The organism is Antribacter gilvus, from assembly GCF_003946865.1.
Classification (GTDB): domain Bacteria; phylum Actinomycetota; class Actinomycetes; order Actinomycetales; family Cellulomonadaceae; genus Antribacter; species Antribacter gilvus.
The window spans coordinates 1-16,559 of sequence record NZ_QXTH01000010.1 but is presented as its reverse complement, the minus strand read 5'-3'; the positions used below and the strand labels follow the sequence as shown (position 1 = coordinate 16,559).

Here is a 16,559-nt window from a genome sequence, read left to right as displayed (position 1 = left end):
GCCGGGGCGCTGCCTACCGCTCAATCTCTGGAGTCCACCGTCCTGCTCGGCGAGCGTCCGAGCATGGTGCGGTAGAGGTCTGTCTGGTCGATGACGCCGGTCACGTTGGCGCCTTGCGGCCCGGAGGCGGCCACTCGGATTTGGGCGCCGGTGTGGTCGGAGCCGACGTCGCTGGTGGAGTAGGCGACGGTCATCGGGTCGCCGTCGGCGGTCTGCAGGGTGGCAACCTGCTTGCCGTCGGTGACGCCGCCGACGATCTGGGTGGAGTGTGCGTGGTCACCGGTGACGATGATCAGGGTGTCCGGGTTCTTCTTCTGGAAGGCGAGGGCAACCTGCACCGCCTCGTCGAGCTCGCGCAGGTCGCCGATGGCGCCGCAGATGTCTGAGCCGTGCTCCTGCTTGTCGATCATCGCGGACTCGGCCTGAAGGAAGAAGCCCTTGCGGTTGTCCAACAGCTGGATGGCCTTCGCGGTCATCGTGGACAGGTCGGGCTGGCTGCCGCGGTCGGCGTCCTGGCACTTGGTGGTGGCGCCGCCGGTGCCCGGAGGTGCCGTCGCGACCAGCGGCTGGTACATCGGGGTCATGTTGCCGGGCGCGAACAGTCCGAGCACCGGGCCCTTCTTCAGAGAGGTGACGCCAGCAAGGTCGGTCTTGTCGTCGAGCACCCGGTAACCGTGTTCCTGCTGGGCGTAGTCCAGAACGGTGGGCCCGGCGTCAGTGGCCTGGGAGTACCGGTTCAGCCCGCCGCCCATCAGGACGTCGACCTCGTTGTCGACCAGCTGCTCCGCGATCGAGCCCTTGCCGTCGGCCGACTTGCGTGCGGATGTGCAGGCTGCCATGTCCAGCGGTCCCTGACATGCCCGGGCGTTGATGTGGGACGCGGCTGCGGCGGGGGTGGCGTCGGTGAGCTCGGACGTCGTGATGTTGCCGACCAGCTTGCCGCTGTCCCTGAACTTCTCCAGAACGGTCTCGTAGTCCTCGCCTGGCACGTCAGCCGCGGTGCTGGGCCCCTGGGAGATCCGGCTGTCGACGGTCTTCTTGCCGGTCGACCAGCCGCTCGCTGTCGGAGCGGAGTCCGACACGTAGGCGATGGGGTAGTCAGGCCCGGCGCCGACCTTCAGGCCATAAGTCGTCATCGAACCGGTGAACGGGAGCGAGTCAAGACCGGCGAAACGGCCGCCGGCACCGAGCTCGTAGTTGCGGGCGGCCGTGATCATCGAGTCGTCCATGCCGTCACCGATGATCAAGATGACGTTGCGCGGCTTCGACGACCTGATCTGCTGGGCCAGGGCTGTGGAACGGTCCGCGGTGAAGCCCTCGGCGAAGCCCTGGTTCGATGCGGCGTTCTGGGTGGCGGCGTACGCCCCTACCGACCCCGCTGCCATCAGGCTGGCGAGCACTGCGACGGCGACGACAGTCTTGCTGTGACGCATGGATGATCCTCTCGGTCGGAACGACGACTGAAGGCTCGTCCGGCACGATGGCTGCAAGGCGAACATGAGTGGTCATGTGCACGACTAACCGGTGACCCCTTATCGGAGTACGACGGCGGAGGCCCTGCGCCGGTGGCATGTAGGACGTGCCCCCGGTCGCAATGTCGGCGCCGTGCATCGGCGTCGACGACCACGCGATGGCGGTGGCCGTGGTAGAGCGGTTCCCTTGGTCGAAGGCGACTCCCGCACATCGGACACCCCACCGGCGGACGTGGATCTGGCGCAGGTGGACAGGCTGGGGATCCGGCGACGGGTCCGGTCTGCCGGTCTCGGCCGAGGTCATGCTGGAGACCTGGCGCCCGCGGAGACTTTTGCCGAGTCGGTGCTCTCAGGACGGGCGGAGGTGGCCCAAGGTGTCCAGGGCTGAAGGGCTGTCGGTCACGTGGGAAACACTGTCTCTCGCGACCGCCCCTCTTGGACCCTCATCCAGCTTCGCGCGCACATGCGACCTGGATGCCTAGGCCGCCCAGACGGCTGACCTGCGAACGCGGCTCGCAAGCGAGACCGATGCCGGTGCACCGCAGGGCGACCCCCGCACACGACTCAGGACCTGTCCAGATAGATGAATTAGTGCGGAGAAGCATGTACGGCGCCGACAACGAGGAGACCAGGGTGCCGTCCTCGGTGAACCGGGTGAGGACCACGTCGTGGAGCGCGTACGGCAGGGCGAGCGGCGTACCGGGTGGGGCGAACACCTCGCGCGGCACCGCACGGAACGCGGCCTCGATCCGGCGGTCTGTCAGCACGCCCGACTCGATCAGGTCGGTGATCAGCTGCTCGCGCAGCGTCGCGCTGTCGGGCAACTCGTCCGGCGTCGCACCGGCGATGACGGGCTCGGTCTGCGTCATGGCGCCTCCTGTCGGCTCCCGCCACACTATCGACCGGAGCTCAGCAGAGGCGGGGTTGCCGAACGGTTGACACATCCCGGCATCGCGCGGCTAGGCTGGCGAGAGCGCGACGGGGATCGCGCCGCGGCTCGCCGGCAGGCTCGAAGCCATCCCCGCAACCGAGGCTTCACGTGAGCGGACCCGCTCCTGACCGCCCGAGCGAGCCCGGGCCCAGGTGCTCATCATGAAGACGCTCCCCGACAGCCCGGACATGACCAACCTGCGACGCCAGGCCAAGGACCTCCTCGCCGGGCTCCGCGACACCGACCCGTCCACCACCCTCGCGGGTGCGCAGAAGGCGCTCGCCGCCCAGTACGGCTTCCCCTCGTGGCCCGCGCTCAAGGCTGAGGTGGACCGCCGTGCCGGGACCGGCGAGACGATCGACGTGGCGCGGGCCCAGCTGGTCGCCGACGCGTTCGGCCTCGGCCGGGCCGCGGGCCCCCTGCGGTCCCTCGCCCCGCCGGACGAGTCGGGCCGACGCTGGCTCCTCACCACCGACGAGGGCCGGTTCGAGGCGCGCACCCTGGACACCTGGTGGCCCATCGTGGACGCGGAGACCGCGTTCGCTCTCCAGACCGAGGCCCGCGAAGCGGGCCTGACGCTCCCGCGGCCCGTCCGCAGCGTGTCCGGCGAGGTGACCCAGGACGCCGTCGGGCACACGTGGTGGACGCACGAGCACGTGCCCGCCGGACCGCCGCTCGCCGCACCGGCCGGCGCCGTCGTCCTTCGTCAGGTGGGCGCGGCGCTCGGGACCCTGCACCGGCTGAATCTCCCCGTGGAGCGGGTCAGCCCGTGGAACACGGCCCGGCTCGACCGGACGCCGTTCCGGGACCGGGCGGCCGAGGCCCGCAGGGCGGGGCTCGCCTGGGCCCCCGCGTACGACGACGCCGCGACGACGCTGGCCCGGCTCGTCGCACTGGGCGAGGGGTGCGACCCGGGTGAGCCGGTGCTCTCGCACAACACGCTCGGGCCGGGGCAGTGCCGGGTGCGGTCCGACGGGCGACTCGTCATCCTCGCGTGGGAGCACGCCGGCGGGCAGCCGCCGCGGTGGGAGCTGGCCGACGCGCTGGCGAGCTGGGCCGTGACCCCTGGCGGTGAGGTCGACGTGGTGGGGGCGAGGGCGCTCGTGGACGGCTACGCCGACGGCGCCGGGGAGGTCCCGGACCTGGTCATGGAGGACTTCCGTGGGCACGTGACCGGGATCGTCAACTACCTCGACGGCTTGGTCGGGGCGGTGCTGTCCGGGAGGTCGGCGAGGGGGAGCGACAGCGACCGGGCGGTCGCGCACCTGCTGGAGCACCTGCCGAGCGAGCGGGCGTTCGAGCGGCTCCTCGACGCGGTCGTTGTGCCGCTGGCGCCGTAGGGGAGTGGGTGACCCTGCCGCAGGGGGCCGTCAGGCCTGTGGCAGGATCACGGCCGTGTACGAAGGCGAGCTCGAGATCCACCTGACCGTCGACGACTTCGATGCCGACTACCTCGACGGGTTCGCGGCAGCACGCGGGATCAAGGTGACCCGGATCGAGCTCGACCGGGGCGACAACCCGCTGCAGCCCATGCTCACGCTCACCCTTCGCGGGTCTCTGAGCGACGCTCAGGCGCGCGTCGAGGAGCTGCGCGCCGAGCTGAGAGCGGCGCAGGTGCAGGTGAGGCGGGCCAAGATCGAGACCACACCGTGGAACGCGGACGTCCCCCAGACCGACGACGAGGCGTCGGCCGGCCTGTACTTCGAGCACCACGTCAAGGTCCGTCTCCCAGCCGGGGACCTCGCGCGCCGGCTCGAGCTTGACCGCGTTGCCCGCACTCATGACGCACGCCCGTCGCGCAACGCTCGACGTACCGACGCCGACGGGTGGGAGGAGCGGTTCGTGACCCAGCGGTGCTTCGGCGTCGGGCGCGCTACCTCCCGGCCCAGGCTCGACGCTCTGCTTGCATCGCTCCAGCAGGCGGCGTTCGACGTGCTCGAGGTCGAGGAGGAGTACGTCCCCGTCGACGACAACCTCGCGTGCGACGCCGGATGGTTCGTCGGCCACGGGCCAGTCATCGGGCCCACCTATGCCGAGCAGACCGACCAGCGGGTACGACAGATGCTTTCACTCGAGCGCGAGGGATTCCCCGCCGGCTTCGTCCCGATCGTGGAGATCGAGGGCGTCGAGCAGCATGCGATCTTCGAGCCCGCCCACAAGCAGCTCCCCAACGCGTTCAAGGCCGGAGCGCCCCTGTTCGACGACCCGGAGCGGGCCGTCGTGTGGGCCGCCCGGCGGACCGCTGCCCGGGACCACATCCTGGACGTCGTTGCCGCCTGCCCGTGGAAGACCCACCTCGTCGCGCGTGGAAGCGCGACGCTGTCCGCCTGGGTCGGCGAGGCCGCCCGCGAACCCGGCGACCTCGACTTCGTCGTCACGCCCCGCACCATCCGGGCCGGGCTCGGAGGAAGCCACCGCGATGCTCGAAGGGATCGTCGCGGCCCTCGCCGCGAATCCAGGCCCCGGGCTGCGCGCGGCTGATGCGGTGCTTGAAGACATCTGGACGTACGAGCGCGCCGAAGGTCGCCGCCTCCTTGTCCCTTACGACATCGACCAGCCGGGACCGTGGCCTGAGGCGACGGTCCAGATCGACATCGTGTTCGACGAAGCCCTCGCCGTCGACCCGGTGGAGGTCGCCCTGACACCGTCCGGGGCGCGGCTCCGGGCCGCGCCGCCTGAGCTCCAGCTCGCCTGGAAGATCCTGTGGCTCACCACGGACGGGTTTCCTCAGGGCAAGGACCTCTACGACGCCGTCCTTCTCGCTGAGGCCGTCGACGTCCCGTGGCCGCTCCTGGCAGAGGTCCTCCGGCCCGAGCGGCGAGCCGACGCCGATGCCTTCACCGCCGAGAAGATCCTCGACCTCGACGTCGACTGGGACAACCACCTCGCCGGAAGCCCTGGGACCGCAGGCACTCAGCGCGACTGGCTCGACCGGCTTGCGATCGCGCTCCACCGTTCGGAGCGTGCTACGAAACCCGCGTAGGCCGGAAGTCCACCGAGATGGCGAGCGTCACTGCGGCGTCCTCTGTGGGTCGGGCACGGCGAGCCCCTGCTCCGCTCGGACGAAGGGCCGATCGCGCTCGGTGACCCGGGTCAAAGGCCCCGCGGCGCGCAGGACCACGTCGAGGACGCGGTCGAGGTCTGCGTGGTAGGGCTGCGAGTACCAGGCCATGTTCGCCTCGACGGCGCTGACGTGGCGTTCGGGGTCGTCGGCGGGGCCGTGGAGCCCGACGTCGAGCACCACGGCGCTCGGCAGGCTCGCGCCGACGGCCCGGTCGAGTACGGCCACAAGGTCGAGCACCCGCGCCTCGTGAGGAGACCCGTTCAGGGGCGCAGGATCGAGATGGCCCCACGTCAGGTAGCGGGAGGCCGCGTGCACACGGCCGTCGAGGAGGAAGAGCCGGTATTCGGCTGCGAACTGCACGACCTCCGCGACCTGCGCGACGGTCTCGCCGGGCAGGTCGAGGGTCGTGGTGGCCAGGTCGGCGCCGTCGTCGTAGACCCGCGCGGGGAAGTCCTTGGACGACGGCGGCTTGACGAACGCCCGCTCGTCGAGCCCCCACGCCTCCTCGAGCGTCGTGAGGCGGATCGACCGGTTGACCAGGTCGTACGGCAACGAGGTGAGCCACGTGTCGGATGGTTCGAGCAGCCCGAGCCCGAGCTCGTCCAGGACAGTGTCCGCGTAGAGGGGGCCACCGTAGTAGTGCACCTGGTCGTCCGGCCGGGCCTCGTCCGGCAGGAGCCCGCGCCACCAGGCGGCTCGCGCGAGCGGCGTCCGCTCGCGGACCCCGGGCGCGAACTGCAGGACGTCCCGCCCCCGGGCGCGCGGGTCGTGGGCGGTCATACCGACGGCACGTGCGCGGCACGCACGCCCAGCCACTGCTCCGCGCCGTACGCCTCGAACCGCTCCACCTCGGTGAACCCCAGCTTCTCCGCGAGGCGGACCGAGGGACGATTGGCGGTCTGGGTGACCAGCGCCACAGGCTCGGCGGGAAGCGCGTCGGCGAACCAGTCGAGGGCAACCGCACACGCTTCGGTTGCGTAGCCGTGCCCCCAGAACTCCGGGAGGATCAGGTAGCCGAGCTCGACCTTGCCCACCACCTGGCGGGGGAAGTTTTCGGCGTCGCGCCGATCCAGCGTGACGACGCCGATCGTCGCCCCGTCGAGCTCGACCACGAATCCGCCGGGCCGCTCAGTGGGAACCTGCGGAATCGCCCGCTCGAGCTCCTCGCGTGACCGGGCGCCGCCGATGTACGTGCCCACCTCCGGGGAGGCATACAGCTCGATGACCGCTGCGCGATCGCGGGCCTCCGGTGCGCGGAGCACGAGCCGCCCGGTCCGGATGGGGGCAGGTGGCCAGGTGACTGGTCCCAGGTATGCCATGCGGCGCAGGCTACCGGTGGCGGGACGTACGCATGCTGGGCCTCGCCCTTCATCGCTGAGAAGGACCACACTCCGGCGTCCTTGGCCTCCTGGACCACCGCGTGCGCGGCCCTGGACACCTCGGGCAGGTCTTCCCCCGGAAAGGTCATCGCGGTATCGGTGAACGAGATCAGGAAACGCTTCATCGCAGGACTCCCTTGATCGGGCGGCCGGGCTCGACCGCTCCAACGCTGACTCCGGACGGAGGAAATTCTGATCGGTCCGGGAGGGGATCTCCTGCGCGGACGTCCTCGCCGGGCTCAGGCCGCGGGCAAGGGGATCGCCGTGAAGACGCCGTCGGGGTCGAAGCGTCGCTTCGCCGCGAGGAGCCTCGCGGTGTTGGCGCCGTAGGCGTCGGCGATCTGGTCGGTCGCGTCGGGTCCGAGCACGTTCGGGTAGCTCCAGGGAAGAGCGTGCGGCCTCAGCGCCTCCGACAGGTGATCTGCCCAGGCCTCATGGGTCGCGGCCTGATCCGACGGCTCCCAGGCGGAGAGGATCTCCAGCATGAGGTGCGGCTGACGCAGCCCGAACGCGGTGGACTCAGGGGCAACCCGGGTGGCCGCGCCGTGGAAATGGTGCACGACGACGCCCGAGGTCGGCGAGGTGCGCGTCGCGCCCGCCTCGACCAGCACGGCGATCGCCTCGTCGGTGAGGGCGGTGAGCGCCCGCGTGCGCATCGTGTAGTGCCGACCGTTGGCGATGTGCGCGTCGTAGAGGCTGAGCATCGCCTGGTAGGTCATCGGGGCGAGCTGCGACATCACCGGGGTACCGAGCTGTCGTACCCGCTCGGCCCAGTGGGCGCCGTCGGCCGGGTCCCCGCTCCACACCGGTGACACGAGGACCAACGGTGAGCCGTCCGGGCCGCTCAGCACGCCCGTCTGCACCGTGAGCTCGTCCGGGGCGTCGGCGACCAGCTCCGCGTAGCCGCGCCATACGTCGGCCGCCTGGTCCCAGGGGAAGAAGACGAAGCCCGCCAGGACTGTCGAGACCTCGTGCAGCCGGACGCGCAGCGACGTCACGACGCCGAAGTTGCCGCCTCCGCCTCGCAACGCCCAGAACAGCTCCGGCTCGTGGTCCTTGTCGGTGCTGACCAGGCGCCCGTCCGCCAGCACGACGTCGGCTCCCAGCAGGTTGTCCAGCGCCAGCCCGGCGATGCCGCCCAGCGGGCCGTACCCGCCGCCGAGGGTGAGCCCGGCGAACCCGACGGCGCCGACCGTGCCCGTTGCGGCCGCGAGGCCGTGGCCGGCCGCGGCGGCGATCACGTCGCCGATCAGCGCGCCGCCGGATACGACAGCGACCCGCGCCGTCGCGTCGACCGTGACGCTGCGCATCGCCGACAGGTCGATCGTCAGCCCGCCGTCGCTCAGCGACCGGCCAGCCCAGTCGTGACCCCCGCCGCGTACCGACAGGGACAGGCCGTGCGCGACGGCGGCTCGGACCGCCGCCTGGACGTGGGCTGTGGTCCCGGGTCGCACCACCACTGCCGGCCGGCTCCGCACCGCGCCGTTCCAGATCGGCAGCGTCTCGTCGTAGGCGGCGTCACCGGGCTGCAGGACCCGCTCCGCTCCGATCTGCTCCGAGAGCTCTCGCGCGGCGTCCGTTGCGTAGTCCGTGGTCATGCGCACTCCCAGGTGTCGTCTCGCGCCACGCCTTTGTCCTGGCATGGTGCACCGACCCGAGGCGCGACACACCGGGGCGCGCCTGACGAGAAGGTGACTTCACCCAGGTCGGTCAGGAATCAGCCGGAAGCGTGAGGACGTGTCGTCGCTCGGCCGCGGCACGAACGCAAGCGACTGAGGCCCAGAAGCAGTGTGCCAAGCGGCGAGCTGTCCGTTCCGGGACGCGCCGGCGGCTCGGCTCAGCGCCTGCCCGGCGGGGGTGTCGCGCCCAGGCTCCAGCGGATCCCGCTGACGGCGACCCGGCCGGCCAGGCGAGCCGCGGCGCCGTCGGGCCACCGCTGCAGGCCGAGCTCGGTGCGAGCCCAGGTGGGCAGGGTGGCGACCGCGCCCGCGGCCAGGAGCGCGTACGGCGCGCGGACGGGGCCCGGGAGGGGTGGCTCGCGGAGGAGGAACTGGGTGGTGTCGAGCGCCTCGGGGGAGGGCCGCAGCTCGGGGCGGTACGCGTCGAGGCAGGCGGCCAGCTCGTCGACGGTGCGCGGTACGTCCTGCGCGCCGAGCGCCGACGCGACCCGGCCGATCTGCGCCACGTACTCGTCGGCCTGGGCGGGGCTCAGGCGTCGGGCCCCGAAATGCTGGTGCGCGGTGAGGAACGAGTCCGCCTCAGCGGCGTGCACCCAGGTCAGGAGGTGCGGGTCGCTCGCGCGGTACGGGGTGCCGTCCGCCGTCCTGCCGCGGATGCGTTCGTGGACGGCGCGGACCCGGTCGACGGCGGCCTGGGCGTCGTCGGCCGTCCCGTGGATCGTCTCCGCGAGGAAGGTGGCGGTCCGTGCCAGACGACCCCACGGGTCGCTGCGGTAGCCCGAGTGCCCGGCCACCCCCGCCATCGCGAGCGGGTGCAGCGACTGCAGGAGCAGGGCCCGCAGCCCGCCCGCGAACGTGGCAGCGTCGGCGTGCACCACGCGCACCGCGCTCTCGGGCGGGAACCAGCGCGGACCCGGGGTGAGGTGGATCCGGTCGCGGGCTTCGTAGCCGTCCGGCCCCGCCACGCGCAGGAAGATCGCCTCGCCCACCCGCGCGCGGGCCTGCTTGATGGGGTTCGTCGCGACGGACATGGCGCCAGTATGGCGCGGCCGCCGACGGTGGGTCGATGCCGCGGCCGGTGTATACGGGTGGGCGCTGACAGGTCAGTGGCCTGCGCGCACCAGACCCGACTCGTAGGCGCAGACCACCATCTGCGTCCGGTCGCGCAGCTCGAGCTTGTTCAGGATGCGCGAGACGTGCGTCTTGACCGTCTGCTCGGCCAGGTACAGCTCGGTGGCGATCTCGGCATTCGACTGGCCGGCGGCGACCAGCTTCATGACGTCGAGCTCGCGGTCGGTCAGCGAGGACAGCCTGGCGTCCGCGGAGGCCGGCCGCTCCGGGCGGGCCGCATAGTCGGCGATGAGTGCCCGCGTGATCTTCGGGGACAGGAGCGCCTCGCCCGCGGCGACCACGCGGACCGCCTGGGTGAGCTCCTCGGGCGGGGAGTCCTTCAGCAGGAACCCGCTCGCTCCCGCGCGCAGGGCCGAGAACACGTAGTCGTCGGCGTCGAAGGTGGTCAGCATGATCACCTTCGGCGGTGTGCCGGGCATGGCCATGATCGTGCGGGTCGCGTCCAGCCCGTTGACCTTCGGCATGCGGATGTCCATCAGCACGACGTCGGGCTGGGTGCGGCGCACGACGTCGGTGATCCCCGCGCCGTCCTCGGCGGTGCCGACGACCGTGATCCCTTCGTGGGCGTCGAGCAGGGCGGCGAACCCAGCCCTGATCATCGACTGGTCGTCGACGATCAGCACCCGGATCGCACTATCGGCAACGTCGGGAGCTGGAGGCATGGGACCAACGTAACCGACGCCCGAAAGGAAACCCGAAAGTATGACGCCGGATCCCTCTCGCGGGTGACGCGCCGCACACGTGCGCCGCATAACCTGCAGAGAATGGACCACCCACATGCTCCTCCACAGGCGCCGGGCGCCGTCGCCCCGGCCAGCCGTGGCGCCCGGTACTGGCGGCTGCGTTCGCTGACCCGGCTGGACCTCAGCACGTTCTCGATCGCTCGGCGCGAGGTCGTCTGGATGTGGACAGTGGTCTCCATCGCCGCGGTGGCGCTCGTCGCCGTCGGCTGGCCGGTGACCGCGTCCGGGTACAACACCCACCCGGTAGCCGCCATGGCCCTGACCATCGTGCACTGCGCCGCCGCGATCATGGCGGTGCGCTGGGCATGGGCCGGGCTCGGCGCATCCGTCCCGGCCGCGCTCGGCCTGATGATCGTGACCGCCGGCGCGGCCCCCGAGTGGCCCTGGCCGTGGCCGGTCACCGTGCTGCTCACGCACTGCCTGACGGTGTTCGTGCTCGCCCTGCGCCACTCCTGGTACTGGGCGGCATCCCTCTGGCTCGCGGGAGCCATGCTGACGGTCCTCGCCCCCGCGCTGATCGTCGGCGACGCCGACGCGTCCGCCGGCGCCAACGGTGTAGTGCTGGTCTCCCTCAGCGGCGGGATCGCTCTGGTCGGCGTGCTCGTGCGTCTGTGGATCCTCAGCGTCGTCCGCATGGAACAGGCCGAACGGCTCAGCGCCGCCGAGGCGGGCAGACGCCGGGAGCTCGAGGAACGCAACCGGATCGCCAGGGAGCTGCACGACGTCGTCGCGCACAGCATGTCGGTCATCACCGTCCAGGCCTCGACCGCGCGCTACCGGCAGCCCGGCCTCGACGACGCGATCCAGCAGGAGTTCGAGGAGATCGCCGCCTCCTCCCGGCGCGCCCTGGGCGAGATGCGCGGACTGCTCGGCCTCCTGCGCGGCCAGGACACCGCACCCACCGCACCGATGCCAGGCCTGTCCGACATCGCCGAGCTCGTCAGAGCGACCCGTGCCTCCGGCGCCGAGATCACCTACGTGGGCACGGAAGCAGTGGTTCCCGACGCAGTAGGGCTCACCGGCTTCCGCGTCGTCCAGGAGGCCCTCAGCAACGCCCTGCGGCACGCTCCCGGCTCGGCGATCGCGGTCACCGTCACCGAGGGCGGGCACGACCTGCGCGTCCGCATCACCAACACGGCCCCCGCACGCAGCGAGGAAACCACCCCAGGCGCCCAGCTGGGCCTGGCGGGCATCCGCGAACGCGCAGCCGCCCTCGGCGGCACGGTCACCTCCCACCCCACCCCGGACGGCGGCTTCGAGATCTCCGCGACCCTCCCCGTCGGCGAGGACGAGCACCCACGGCTCGCATAGGCGAGACCACCCACTACTCACGTAGGGGATGATGTTGGCTCCCATGGGTGACGCGCAACCAGCAACCCGGTTCCTAGGTTGACACCTATGACGACCACGACCGAAGCGCCGCCTCGCTCGGCCCGCCAGCCCCGCCCAGCACGCACCGCGCGCAACCAGCAGACCAACGACTACTTCGATCTCGCCGAGCGCGCCACCGCCGCCGGCCTGATGGGGCGTCGCGTCGGCTGGTACGCAGCCCGCACCGCCATCCTCGCGGCAGGCCTGGCGCTCGCGTTCACGCTGCTGCTGACGCTGGGCGACACGTGGTGGCAGCTCCTCGTGGCAGTCCTGTTCGGCATCGTGTTCACCCAGGGCGCGTTCCTCGGCCATGACGCCGGGCACCTGCAGGTCTTCCGCTCGGGGCGCCACAACGAGTGGTTCGCGCGGATCATCGCCAACCTCGTCGTCGGCCTCAGCCACGGCTGGTGGGCCCGCAAGCACAACAAGCACCACGGCAACCCGAACGTCATCGGCAAGGACGGCGACATCGCCACCGGCGCCCTCGTGTTCGTGCCCGGCGAAGAGGTAGGACGCACCGGGTTCATGGGCTGGGTCACCCGCCACCAGGGCTACCTGTTCTTCCCGATGCTGATGCTGTTCGGCCCGGTGCTGCACGCCAACGCCGTCCAGACCCTCGCCACCACCCCGGCGATCAAGCACCGCGCCGCCGAGAGCTGGCTGCTGGGCCTCCGCCTCATCGGGTTCCCGACCCTTGTTTTCCTCACGCTCGGCCCCGCCCTCGGCGCGGCGTTCATGGTCGTACAGCTCGCGACGTTCGGCCTGTACATGGGCGCGACCTTCGCACCGAACCACAAGGGCATGCCGCTGCTGCCCAAGGACCTCACGATCGACTTCCTGCGCCGCCAGGTGCTCACCTCCCGCAACATCCGCGGCGGCTGGTTCACGGACATCGCCATGGGCGGCCTGAACTACCAGATCGAGCACCACGTCTTCCCGCGGATGGCCAGCGTCAACCTGAAGCAGGTACGACCGATCGTGCAGGCGTTCTGCGCCGAGCGCGACATCCCCTACACCGAGACCGGGCTGTTCGAGTCCTACGGGATCATCACCGCCTACCTGAACCGCGTGGGGCTCGGCTACGCCGACCCCATGGACTGCCCGATCGCCGCGCAGTACCGGTAACACGCGCGGTGGGCGTGCTCACGTTGTCACTCTGCGTAGACATCGTCACCAGGAGTGACATCGCTGGCGAGGAAGGTGTCACAGCGAGCGTGATCAGGCGGGCTCAGCCGCACCACCGCCTGCCCCCGGTGCGACGGCGGTCCGGGGCTGCGCTCAGTCGCCCGACGTGAGCTCGGCCGAGCGGTCCCAGAGCTGCCGCGCGAGCTCGGCGTCGTGCGCCTGGGGGTGGAGGCGTCGGGCCGGGCGCTTGCTCTCATAGTAGGTGCCCGACTGCCACTCCGTGCCGGGCTCGGTCGCCGCCAGCCACACGAGCTGGCTCGCCCCCTTCTCTGGCGTGACCATGAACGCCCGGCCGATCCGGCTGGTGTAGACGCGCTTCATGAAGCTCTGGCTGTCGGCCGCGAAGGCGGACGCGACGACGCCCGGGTGGAAGGCCGCCGCGGACAGACCTGCTGCGTGGTAGCGGCGGTGCAGCTCCGTGGTGAACAGGATGTTGGCCAGCTTGGACGTGCCGTACGCGATCTCGGGCCTGAAGTCCCGGTCATGGTTCAGGTCGTCCAGCTCGATCCGCCCGCCGATCAGACGCGCGCCGACGCTGGACGTCTGGATCACCGAGGCGTGGCTCTCCACGAGCCGGTCCATCAGCAGGGTGGTCAGGAGGAACGGCGCGAGGTGGTTGACCTGCAGGGTGGTCTCGAAGCCGTCGGCCGTGCGGGTGCGGTCGCCGAACATCCCGCCCGCGTTGTTCGCCAGCACGTCGATGCGGTCGTAGGAGGCGAGGAGGTCCTTGGCGAGCCCGCGGACCTCCTCCAGCCGGCTGAAGTCGGCCACGTAGTGGTCTGCGCCGGTCTCGGCGGCCACGCGCTCGGTCTTCTCGCGCGAGCGCCCGACGACGACGACGCGGTGCCCGTCTCCCGCGAGCCGCCTGGCCGCCGCGGCGCCGATCCCGTCGCTCGCTCCGGTGATGATGACGGTCTTCTGGGCGTTCGTGCTGGTCATGGGCACATCATGCCGTGGCCGGGTGAACCCGTGGCATGCTTCCTCCGTGGAGCAAGACATGCCGAGTCCCGGCAACGCCTACACGTTCGATGTGGGCGGCGACCAGTACGTCATCCCCGAGGAGGGGTGGGCGGCGGCCGCGATGCCGATGCTCATCCGCATCGCGTGGCTGGTGCCCGACGACGACCCGCAGGCTCCGTACCTGCTGGACGACGCCTCTGTCGACGACCTCCGCGAGGCGATGACCCGCGTGCTCGCCTCGGGTACCGACCCGCGAGACCACGACGGCCTCATGAAGGTCCTGTCGTACGAGAAGACCGGGACGACCACCAGCTCTTTCGACCGCGACAAGGTGCGGGTCGGTCTCGACGCGCTGATCGAGGCCGGGATGCTCGCAGAGGGGCCGCAGCGCTTCGGGCTGCGGTCGGTGGTGCTGCGGGTCGGTGCGTAGCTCGACGTCCAGGGGCGCCGCTCGACGTGTGGGGCACGGCGAATCACCGCGGAGAGCGGAGGCCCAGCGCGTGGACCAGGCCGTCGACGGCGTCCTCGGCGAAGGGTTCTGAGGGTTCGTTCACCGCGCCCGAGAGTGCATCGGCGGAGTCGGGGCGTAGGCCCGCGTCGACCGCCCACTGATGCGCCCGCGCTCCGACGGCGTCCCCGGTGACGAGACGGGACGTGAGGCCGTTGATCGCCCGGTTCATCTCGTCGTCCCGTTCACGGGCGTAGTCCTCGTACTCGCCGGCAGACATGGGCTGGAACTCGGCGAGGACCTCGTACGGGACGACGCCCCCGAGGAAGTGCCACACGAGCTGCTCCGCTGCGAGGCATGCTTCCCACGTGCCGGCGGTACGGTCACAGAAGACGAGGTGGGCGCTGTCGGAGTCGAAGACGGTAGCGGCCAGCAAGGCCGCACCTGCCTGCTCCGCCAGGGCAGGCCAGGGCCCGGGCCGTCGGGAATCCAGGACGGCGCATCGAGGCGCCACACCGACCAGCCGCCCGGGACTGGAATGTCGCGGCGCGCCAGGCTCCCTCCCTGCGCCAGGCTCCCTCCCCGCGTCGGGAGGCCGCCCTCGCCGCCTATCCAGATCGTGGTCGCCGTGAGTCCCATGGCGGCGGACTCTAGCGACCATCCCGGCCGGGTCGGGCGAACGCCGCCGGAGGAAGACCCGCAGGGGCTTGGGCGGGTGGAAACCAACGCGGGCCCTTTCTCCGTCATGCGGGCCCTGGTCCGCCCGCGATATGGTCGAAAACCCGACACGAAGGAGCGCCCTTTGGGCCAGGAAGGCGAGGGTCTTCCGGCGACCCCGCAGGCCGGGGTGGCAGGGCTGTCCGCCGCCGTCCAGGCTGCCCAGATCGGCACGTTCGAGTGGGATCTGGTCACGGGAGAGCTGCACTGGGACCGTCGGGCGCTGGAGCTGTTCGGGTACGACGACGGCTTGTTCGACCACACCATCGACAGCCTCCTCCGCCGGTTGCACCCGGACGATGTGGCACGCGTCAGCGAGGCGATGAAGCGCGCGCGGGACACCTGCGGTGAGTACGAGGCGGAGGCTCGGGCCTGCCTCCCCGACGGGACCACACGCTGGATCATGGGCCGCGGTCGCGCCGTCCCGGGCGAGGACGGCCGGGCGGTACGACTTGTCGGGGTCGCCTTCGACGCCACCGCCGCCCGGGACAGCGAGGTGCGCGTCCAGCGGGTCCTGGAGTGCATGCCCTCGGCCTTCCTCTCCCTGAACCGAGAGTGGCGGTTCACCTACGTGAACGCGGAGGCGGAACGCATCCTGTCCAGCTCGCGCGAGAAGCTCCTCGGCGGCGACCTGTGGGAGCTGTTCCCCGCCACTGTCGGCTCCGACTTCGAGCGCCACTACCGCCAGGCGATGACCACGGGGGAGCAGGTGCGGTTCGAGGCCTACTACCCGGCGCCTCTCGACCGGTGGTACGAGGTGCGGGCGTGGCCGAGCCCCGACGGTCTGTCGGTGTACTTCCTCGATATCACCGCGCACCGCGAGGCCGAGGACCGGTCGGCGCGGGCTACGCAGCGCGCCGACCTGGAGGCGCGGGTGAGCACGGAGCTCGCGGAGACGTTCGACGTGGAGGAGGCAGTGGCTCGTCTTGCCCGGATCGTCGTGCCGACCCTTGCCGACTGGTGCGTGGTGAGCATCGTCGAGGGCGACGACGGGAGCGGGGCTGTCCGGCGGCTGCGCGACATCGCGCCCTGGCTGGCGGACGAGCAGCAGGAGAGGAGGCTGCGCGACATCGGCTGGTGGCACGTCGACGAGCGTGCCCGTCCGATCGTCGAGCGGTACGCCGAGATCCGCCTCGCCCACCTCAAGGACGACTCGTTCCTGCGACGGGCGCTGGCCTCGCGCACGGCTGTTCAGATCCACGGCCCTACCACCACCCGCCTGATCCAGTCCGTGATAAACCCAGGGGAGGCGCGTGACCTGCTCGCACGGCTTGCCCCCATGTCGGCCGCAGCACTGCCGATGCGGGCGCGTGGCCGAACGGTGGGCGCCCTGAGCCTGTTCCGAGGGTCGGGCAGGGACGCGTTGACGGCCGAGGAGCTCGCCCTAGGGCGTGTCCTGTGAATCGCGGAGCCAGAGGATGATGGCTGCGATCGTGAGTTCGGACCGGTAGTAGGCGGCTCGTTTGGTGTATCGGGTGG

The 16,559-nt window shown here is 71.2% G+C and carries 16 protein-coding genes; 7 read left to right on the top strand and 9 right to left on the bottom strand.

Annotated features, from left to right (window positions below):
- Window positions 1-20: 20 nt before the first annotated feature.
- Entirely contained in the window at window positions 21-1,433 is a 1,413-nt protein-coding gene (locus tag D1350_RS17105; RefSeq protein WP_164545206.1) for an alkaline phosphatase, read from the bottom strand.
- A 482-nt stretch (window positions 1,434-1,915) separates the two neighbouring features.
- Window positions 1,916-2,341, bottom strand: coding sequence for a hypothetical protein (locus D1350_RS17100; RefSeq protein WP_125777258.1), 426 nt, complete (start codon window positions 2,339-2,341; stop codon window positions 1,916-1,918).
- 223 nt (window positions 2,342-2,564) lie between these two features.
- On the opposite strand from D1350_RS17100, the gene D1350_RS17095 reads away from it, so the two are divergent.
- The 3 genes from D1350_RS17095 to D1350_RS23820 are packed head-to-tail and all read left to right on the top strand — an operon-like array spanning window position 2,565 to window position 5,386.
- On the top strand, window positions 2,565-3,743 hold the full coding sequence (locus tag D1350_RS17095) for a phosphotransferase (RefSeq protein WP_125777257.1): 1,179 nt from the start codon (window positions 2,565-2,567) through the stop codon (window positions 3,741-3,743).
- A 55-nt stretch (window positions 3,744-3,798) separates the two neighbouring features.
- Window positions 3,799-4,884: a hypothetical protein gene (locus D1350_RS23825; RefSeq protein ID WP_164545205.1), complete on the top strand. Its 1,086-nt coding sequence runs from the start codon at window positions 3,799-3,801 to the stop codon at window positions 4,882-4,884.
- Complete coding sequence (locus D1350_RS23820; protein ID WP_164545204.1) at window positions 4,823-5,386, top strand: nucleotidyl transferase AbiEii/AbiGii toxin family protein; 564 nt, start codon at window positions 4,823-4,825, stop codon at window positions 5,384-5,386. Before D1350_RS23825 ends, D1350_RS23820 begins: the two co-directional genes overlap by 62 nt.
- Window positions 5,387-5,413: 27 nt before the next feature.
- Here the strand turns inward: D1350_RS23820 and D1350_RS17085 are convergent, their stop codons facing one another.
- The 5 genes from D1350_RS17085 to D1350_RS17065 all read right to left on the bottom strand — a co-directional run bounded on the left by D1350_RS17085 (window position 5,414) and on the right by D1350_RS17065 (window position 10,318).
- Entirely contained in the window at window positions 5,414-6,247 is an 834-nt protein-coding gene (locus tag D1350_RS17085; protein WP_125777255.1) for an ATP-grasp domain-containing protein, read from the bottom strand.
- Window positions 6,244-6,786, bottom strand: coding sequence for a GNAT family N-acetyltransferase (locus D1350_RS17080; protein WP_125777254.1), 543 nt, complete (start codon window positions 6,784-6,786; stop codon window positions 6,244-6,246). Before D1350_RS17080 ends, D1350_RS17085 begins: the two co-directional genes overlap by 4 nt.
- Window positions 6,787-7,085: 299 nt before the next feature.
- A complete protein-coding gene (locus D1350_RS17075) occupies window positions 7,086-8,444 on the bottom strand; it encodes an FAD-binding oxidoreductase (protein WP_125777253.1) in 1,359 nt (452 codons plus the stop codon).
- A gap of 239 nt (window positions 8,445-8,683) precedes the next feature.
- Window positions 8,684-9,556 carry an oxygenase MpaB family protein gene (locus D1350_RS17070; RefSeq protein WP_125777252.1) on the bottom strand — a complete coding sequence of 291 codons (873 nt, stop codon included), beginning with the start codon at window positions 9,554-9,556 and terminating at the stop codon, window positions 8,684-8,686.
- A 72-nt stretch (window positions 9,557-9,628) separates the two neighbouring features.
- The gene (locus D1350_RS17065; protein ID WP_125777251.1) at window positions 9,629-10,318 is read right to left on the bottom strand and encodes a response regulator; all 690 of its coding nucleotides are present in this window, start codon (window positions 10,316-10,318) and stop codon (window positions 9,629-9,631) included.
- A 102-nt stretch (window positions 10,319-10,420) separates the two neighbouring features.
- Here D1350_RS17065 and D1350_RS17060 point away from each other — a divergent pair, with 102 nt between their 5' ends.
- Window positions 10,421-11,710, top strand: coding sequence for a sensor histidine kinase (locus D1350_RS17060; protein WP_125777250.1), 1,290 nt, complete (start codon window positions 10,421-10,423; stop codon window positions 11,708-11,710).
- An 87-nt stretch (window positions 11,711-11,797) separates the two neighbouring features.
- Window positions 11,798-12,895, top strand: coding sequence for an acyl-CoA desaturase (locus D1350_RS17055; protein WP_125777249.1), 1,098 nt, complete (start codon window positions 11,798-11,800; stop codon window positions 12,893-12,895).
- Window positions 12,896-13,048: 153 nt separating this feature from the next.
- Here D1350_RS17055 and D1350_RS17050 read toward each other — a convergent pair whose 3' ends face one another.
- Entirely contained in the window at window positions 13,049-13,894 is an 846-nt protein-coding gene (locus D1350_RS17050; RefSeq protein WP_125777248.1) for an SDR family NAD(P)-dependent oxidoreductase, read from the bottom strand.
- A 58-nt stretch (window positions 13,895-13,952) separates the two neighbouring features.
- On the opposite strand from D1350_RS17050, the gene D1350_RS17045 reads away from it, so the two are divergent.
- Window positions 13,953-14,345: a hypothetical protein gene (locus D1350_RS17045; RefSeq protein WP_125777247.1), complete on the top strand. Its 393-nt coding sequence runs from the start codon at window positions 13,953-13,955 to the stop codon at window positions 14,343-14,345.
- A 43-nt stretch (window positions 14,346-14,388) separates the two neighbouring features.
- Here the strand turns inward: D1350_RS17045 and D1350_RS23815 are convergent, their stop codons facing one another.
- A complete protein-coding gene (locus D1350_RS23815) occupies window positions 14,389-14,799 on the bottom strand; it encodes a hypothetical protein (RefSeq protein ID WP_164545203.1) in 411 nt (136 codons plus the stop codon).
- Window positions 14,800-15,165: 366 nt separating this feature from the next.
- Between D1350_RS23815 and D1350_RS17040 the strand changes: the two genes are divergently transcribed.
- Window positions 15,166-16,482 carry a PAS domain-containing protein gene (locus D1350_RS17040; RefSeq protein WP_164545202.1) on the top strand — a complete coding sequence of 439 codons (1,317 nt, stop codon included), beginning with the start codon at window positions 15,166-15,168 and terminating at the stop codon, window positions 16,480-16,482.
- Window positions 16,483-16,559 lie beyond the last annotated feature (77 nt).

What these genes read in the sequence shown, in the direction of transcription:
- D1350_RS17105 (WP_164545206.1), bottom strand. Translation starts at nt 1,433, where the DNA reads ATGCGTCACAGCAAGACTGTCGTCGCCGTCGCAGTGCTCGCCAGCCTG.
- D1350_RS17100 (WP_125777258.1), bottom strand. Translation starts at nt 2,341, where the DNA reads ATGACGCAGACCGAGCCCGTCATCGCCGGTGCGACGCCGGACGAGTTG.
- D1350_RS17095 (WP_125777257.1), top strand. Translation starts at nt 2,565, where the DNA reads ATGAAGACGCTCCCCGACAGCCCGGACATGACCAACCTGCGACGCCAG.
- D1350_RS23820 (WP_164545204.1), top strand. Translation starts at nt 4,823, where the DNA reads ATGCTCGAAGGGATCGTCGCGGCCCTCGCCGCGAATCCAGGCCCCGGG.
- D1350_RS17085 (WP_125777255.1), bottom strand. Translation starts at nt 6,247, where the DNA reads ATGACCGCCCACGACCCGCGCGCCCGGGGGCGGGACGTCCTGCAGTTC.
- D1350_RS17080 (WP_125777254.1), bottom strand. Translation starts at nt 6,786, where the DNA reads ATGGCATACCTGGGACCAGTCACCTGGCCACCTGCCCCCATCCGGACC.
- D1350_RS17075 (WP_125777253.1), bottom strand. Translation starts at nt 8,444, where the DNA reads ATGACCACGGACTACGCAACGGACGCCGCGCGAGAGCTCTCGGAGCAG.
- D1350_RS17070 (WP_125777252.1), bottom strand. Translation starts at nt 9,556, where the DNA reads ATGTCCGTCGCGACGAACCCCATCAAGCAGGCCCGCGCGCGGGTGGGC.
- D1350_RS17065 (WP_125777251.1), bottom strand. Translation starts at nt 10,318, where the DNA reads ATGCCTCCAGCTCCCGACGTTGCCGATAGTGCGATCCGGGTGCTGATC.
- D1350_RS17060 (WP_125777250.1), top strand. Translation starts at nt 10,421, where the DNA reads ATGGACCACCCACATGCTCCTCCACAGGCGCCGGGCGCCGTCGCCCCG.
- D1350_RS17055 (WP_125777249.1), top strand. Translation starts at nt 11,798, where the DNA reads ATGACGACCACGACCGAAGCGCCGCCTCGCTCGGCCCGCCAGCCCCGC.
- D1350_RS17050 (WP_125777248.1), bottom strand. Translation starts at nt 13,894, where the DNA reads ATGACCAGCACGAACGCCCAGAAGACCGTCATCATCACCGGAGCGAGC.
- D1350_RS17045 (WP_125777247.1), top strand. Translation starts at nt 13,953, where the DNA reads ATGCCGAGTCCCGGCAACGCCTACACGTTCGATGTGGGCGGCGACCAG.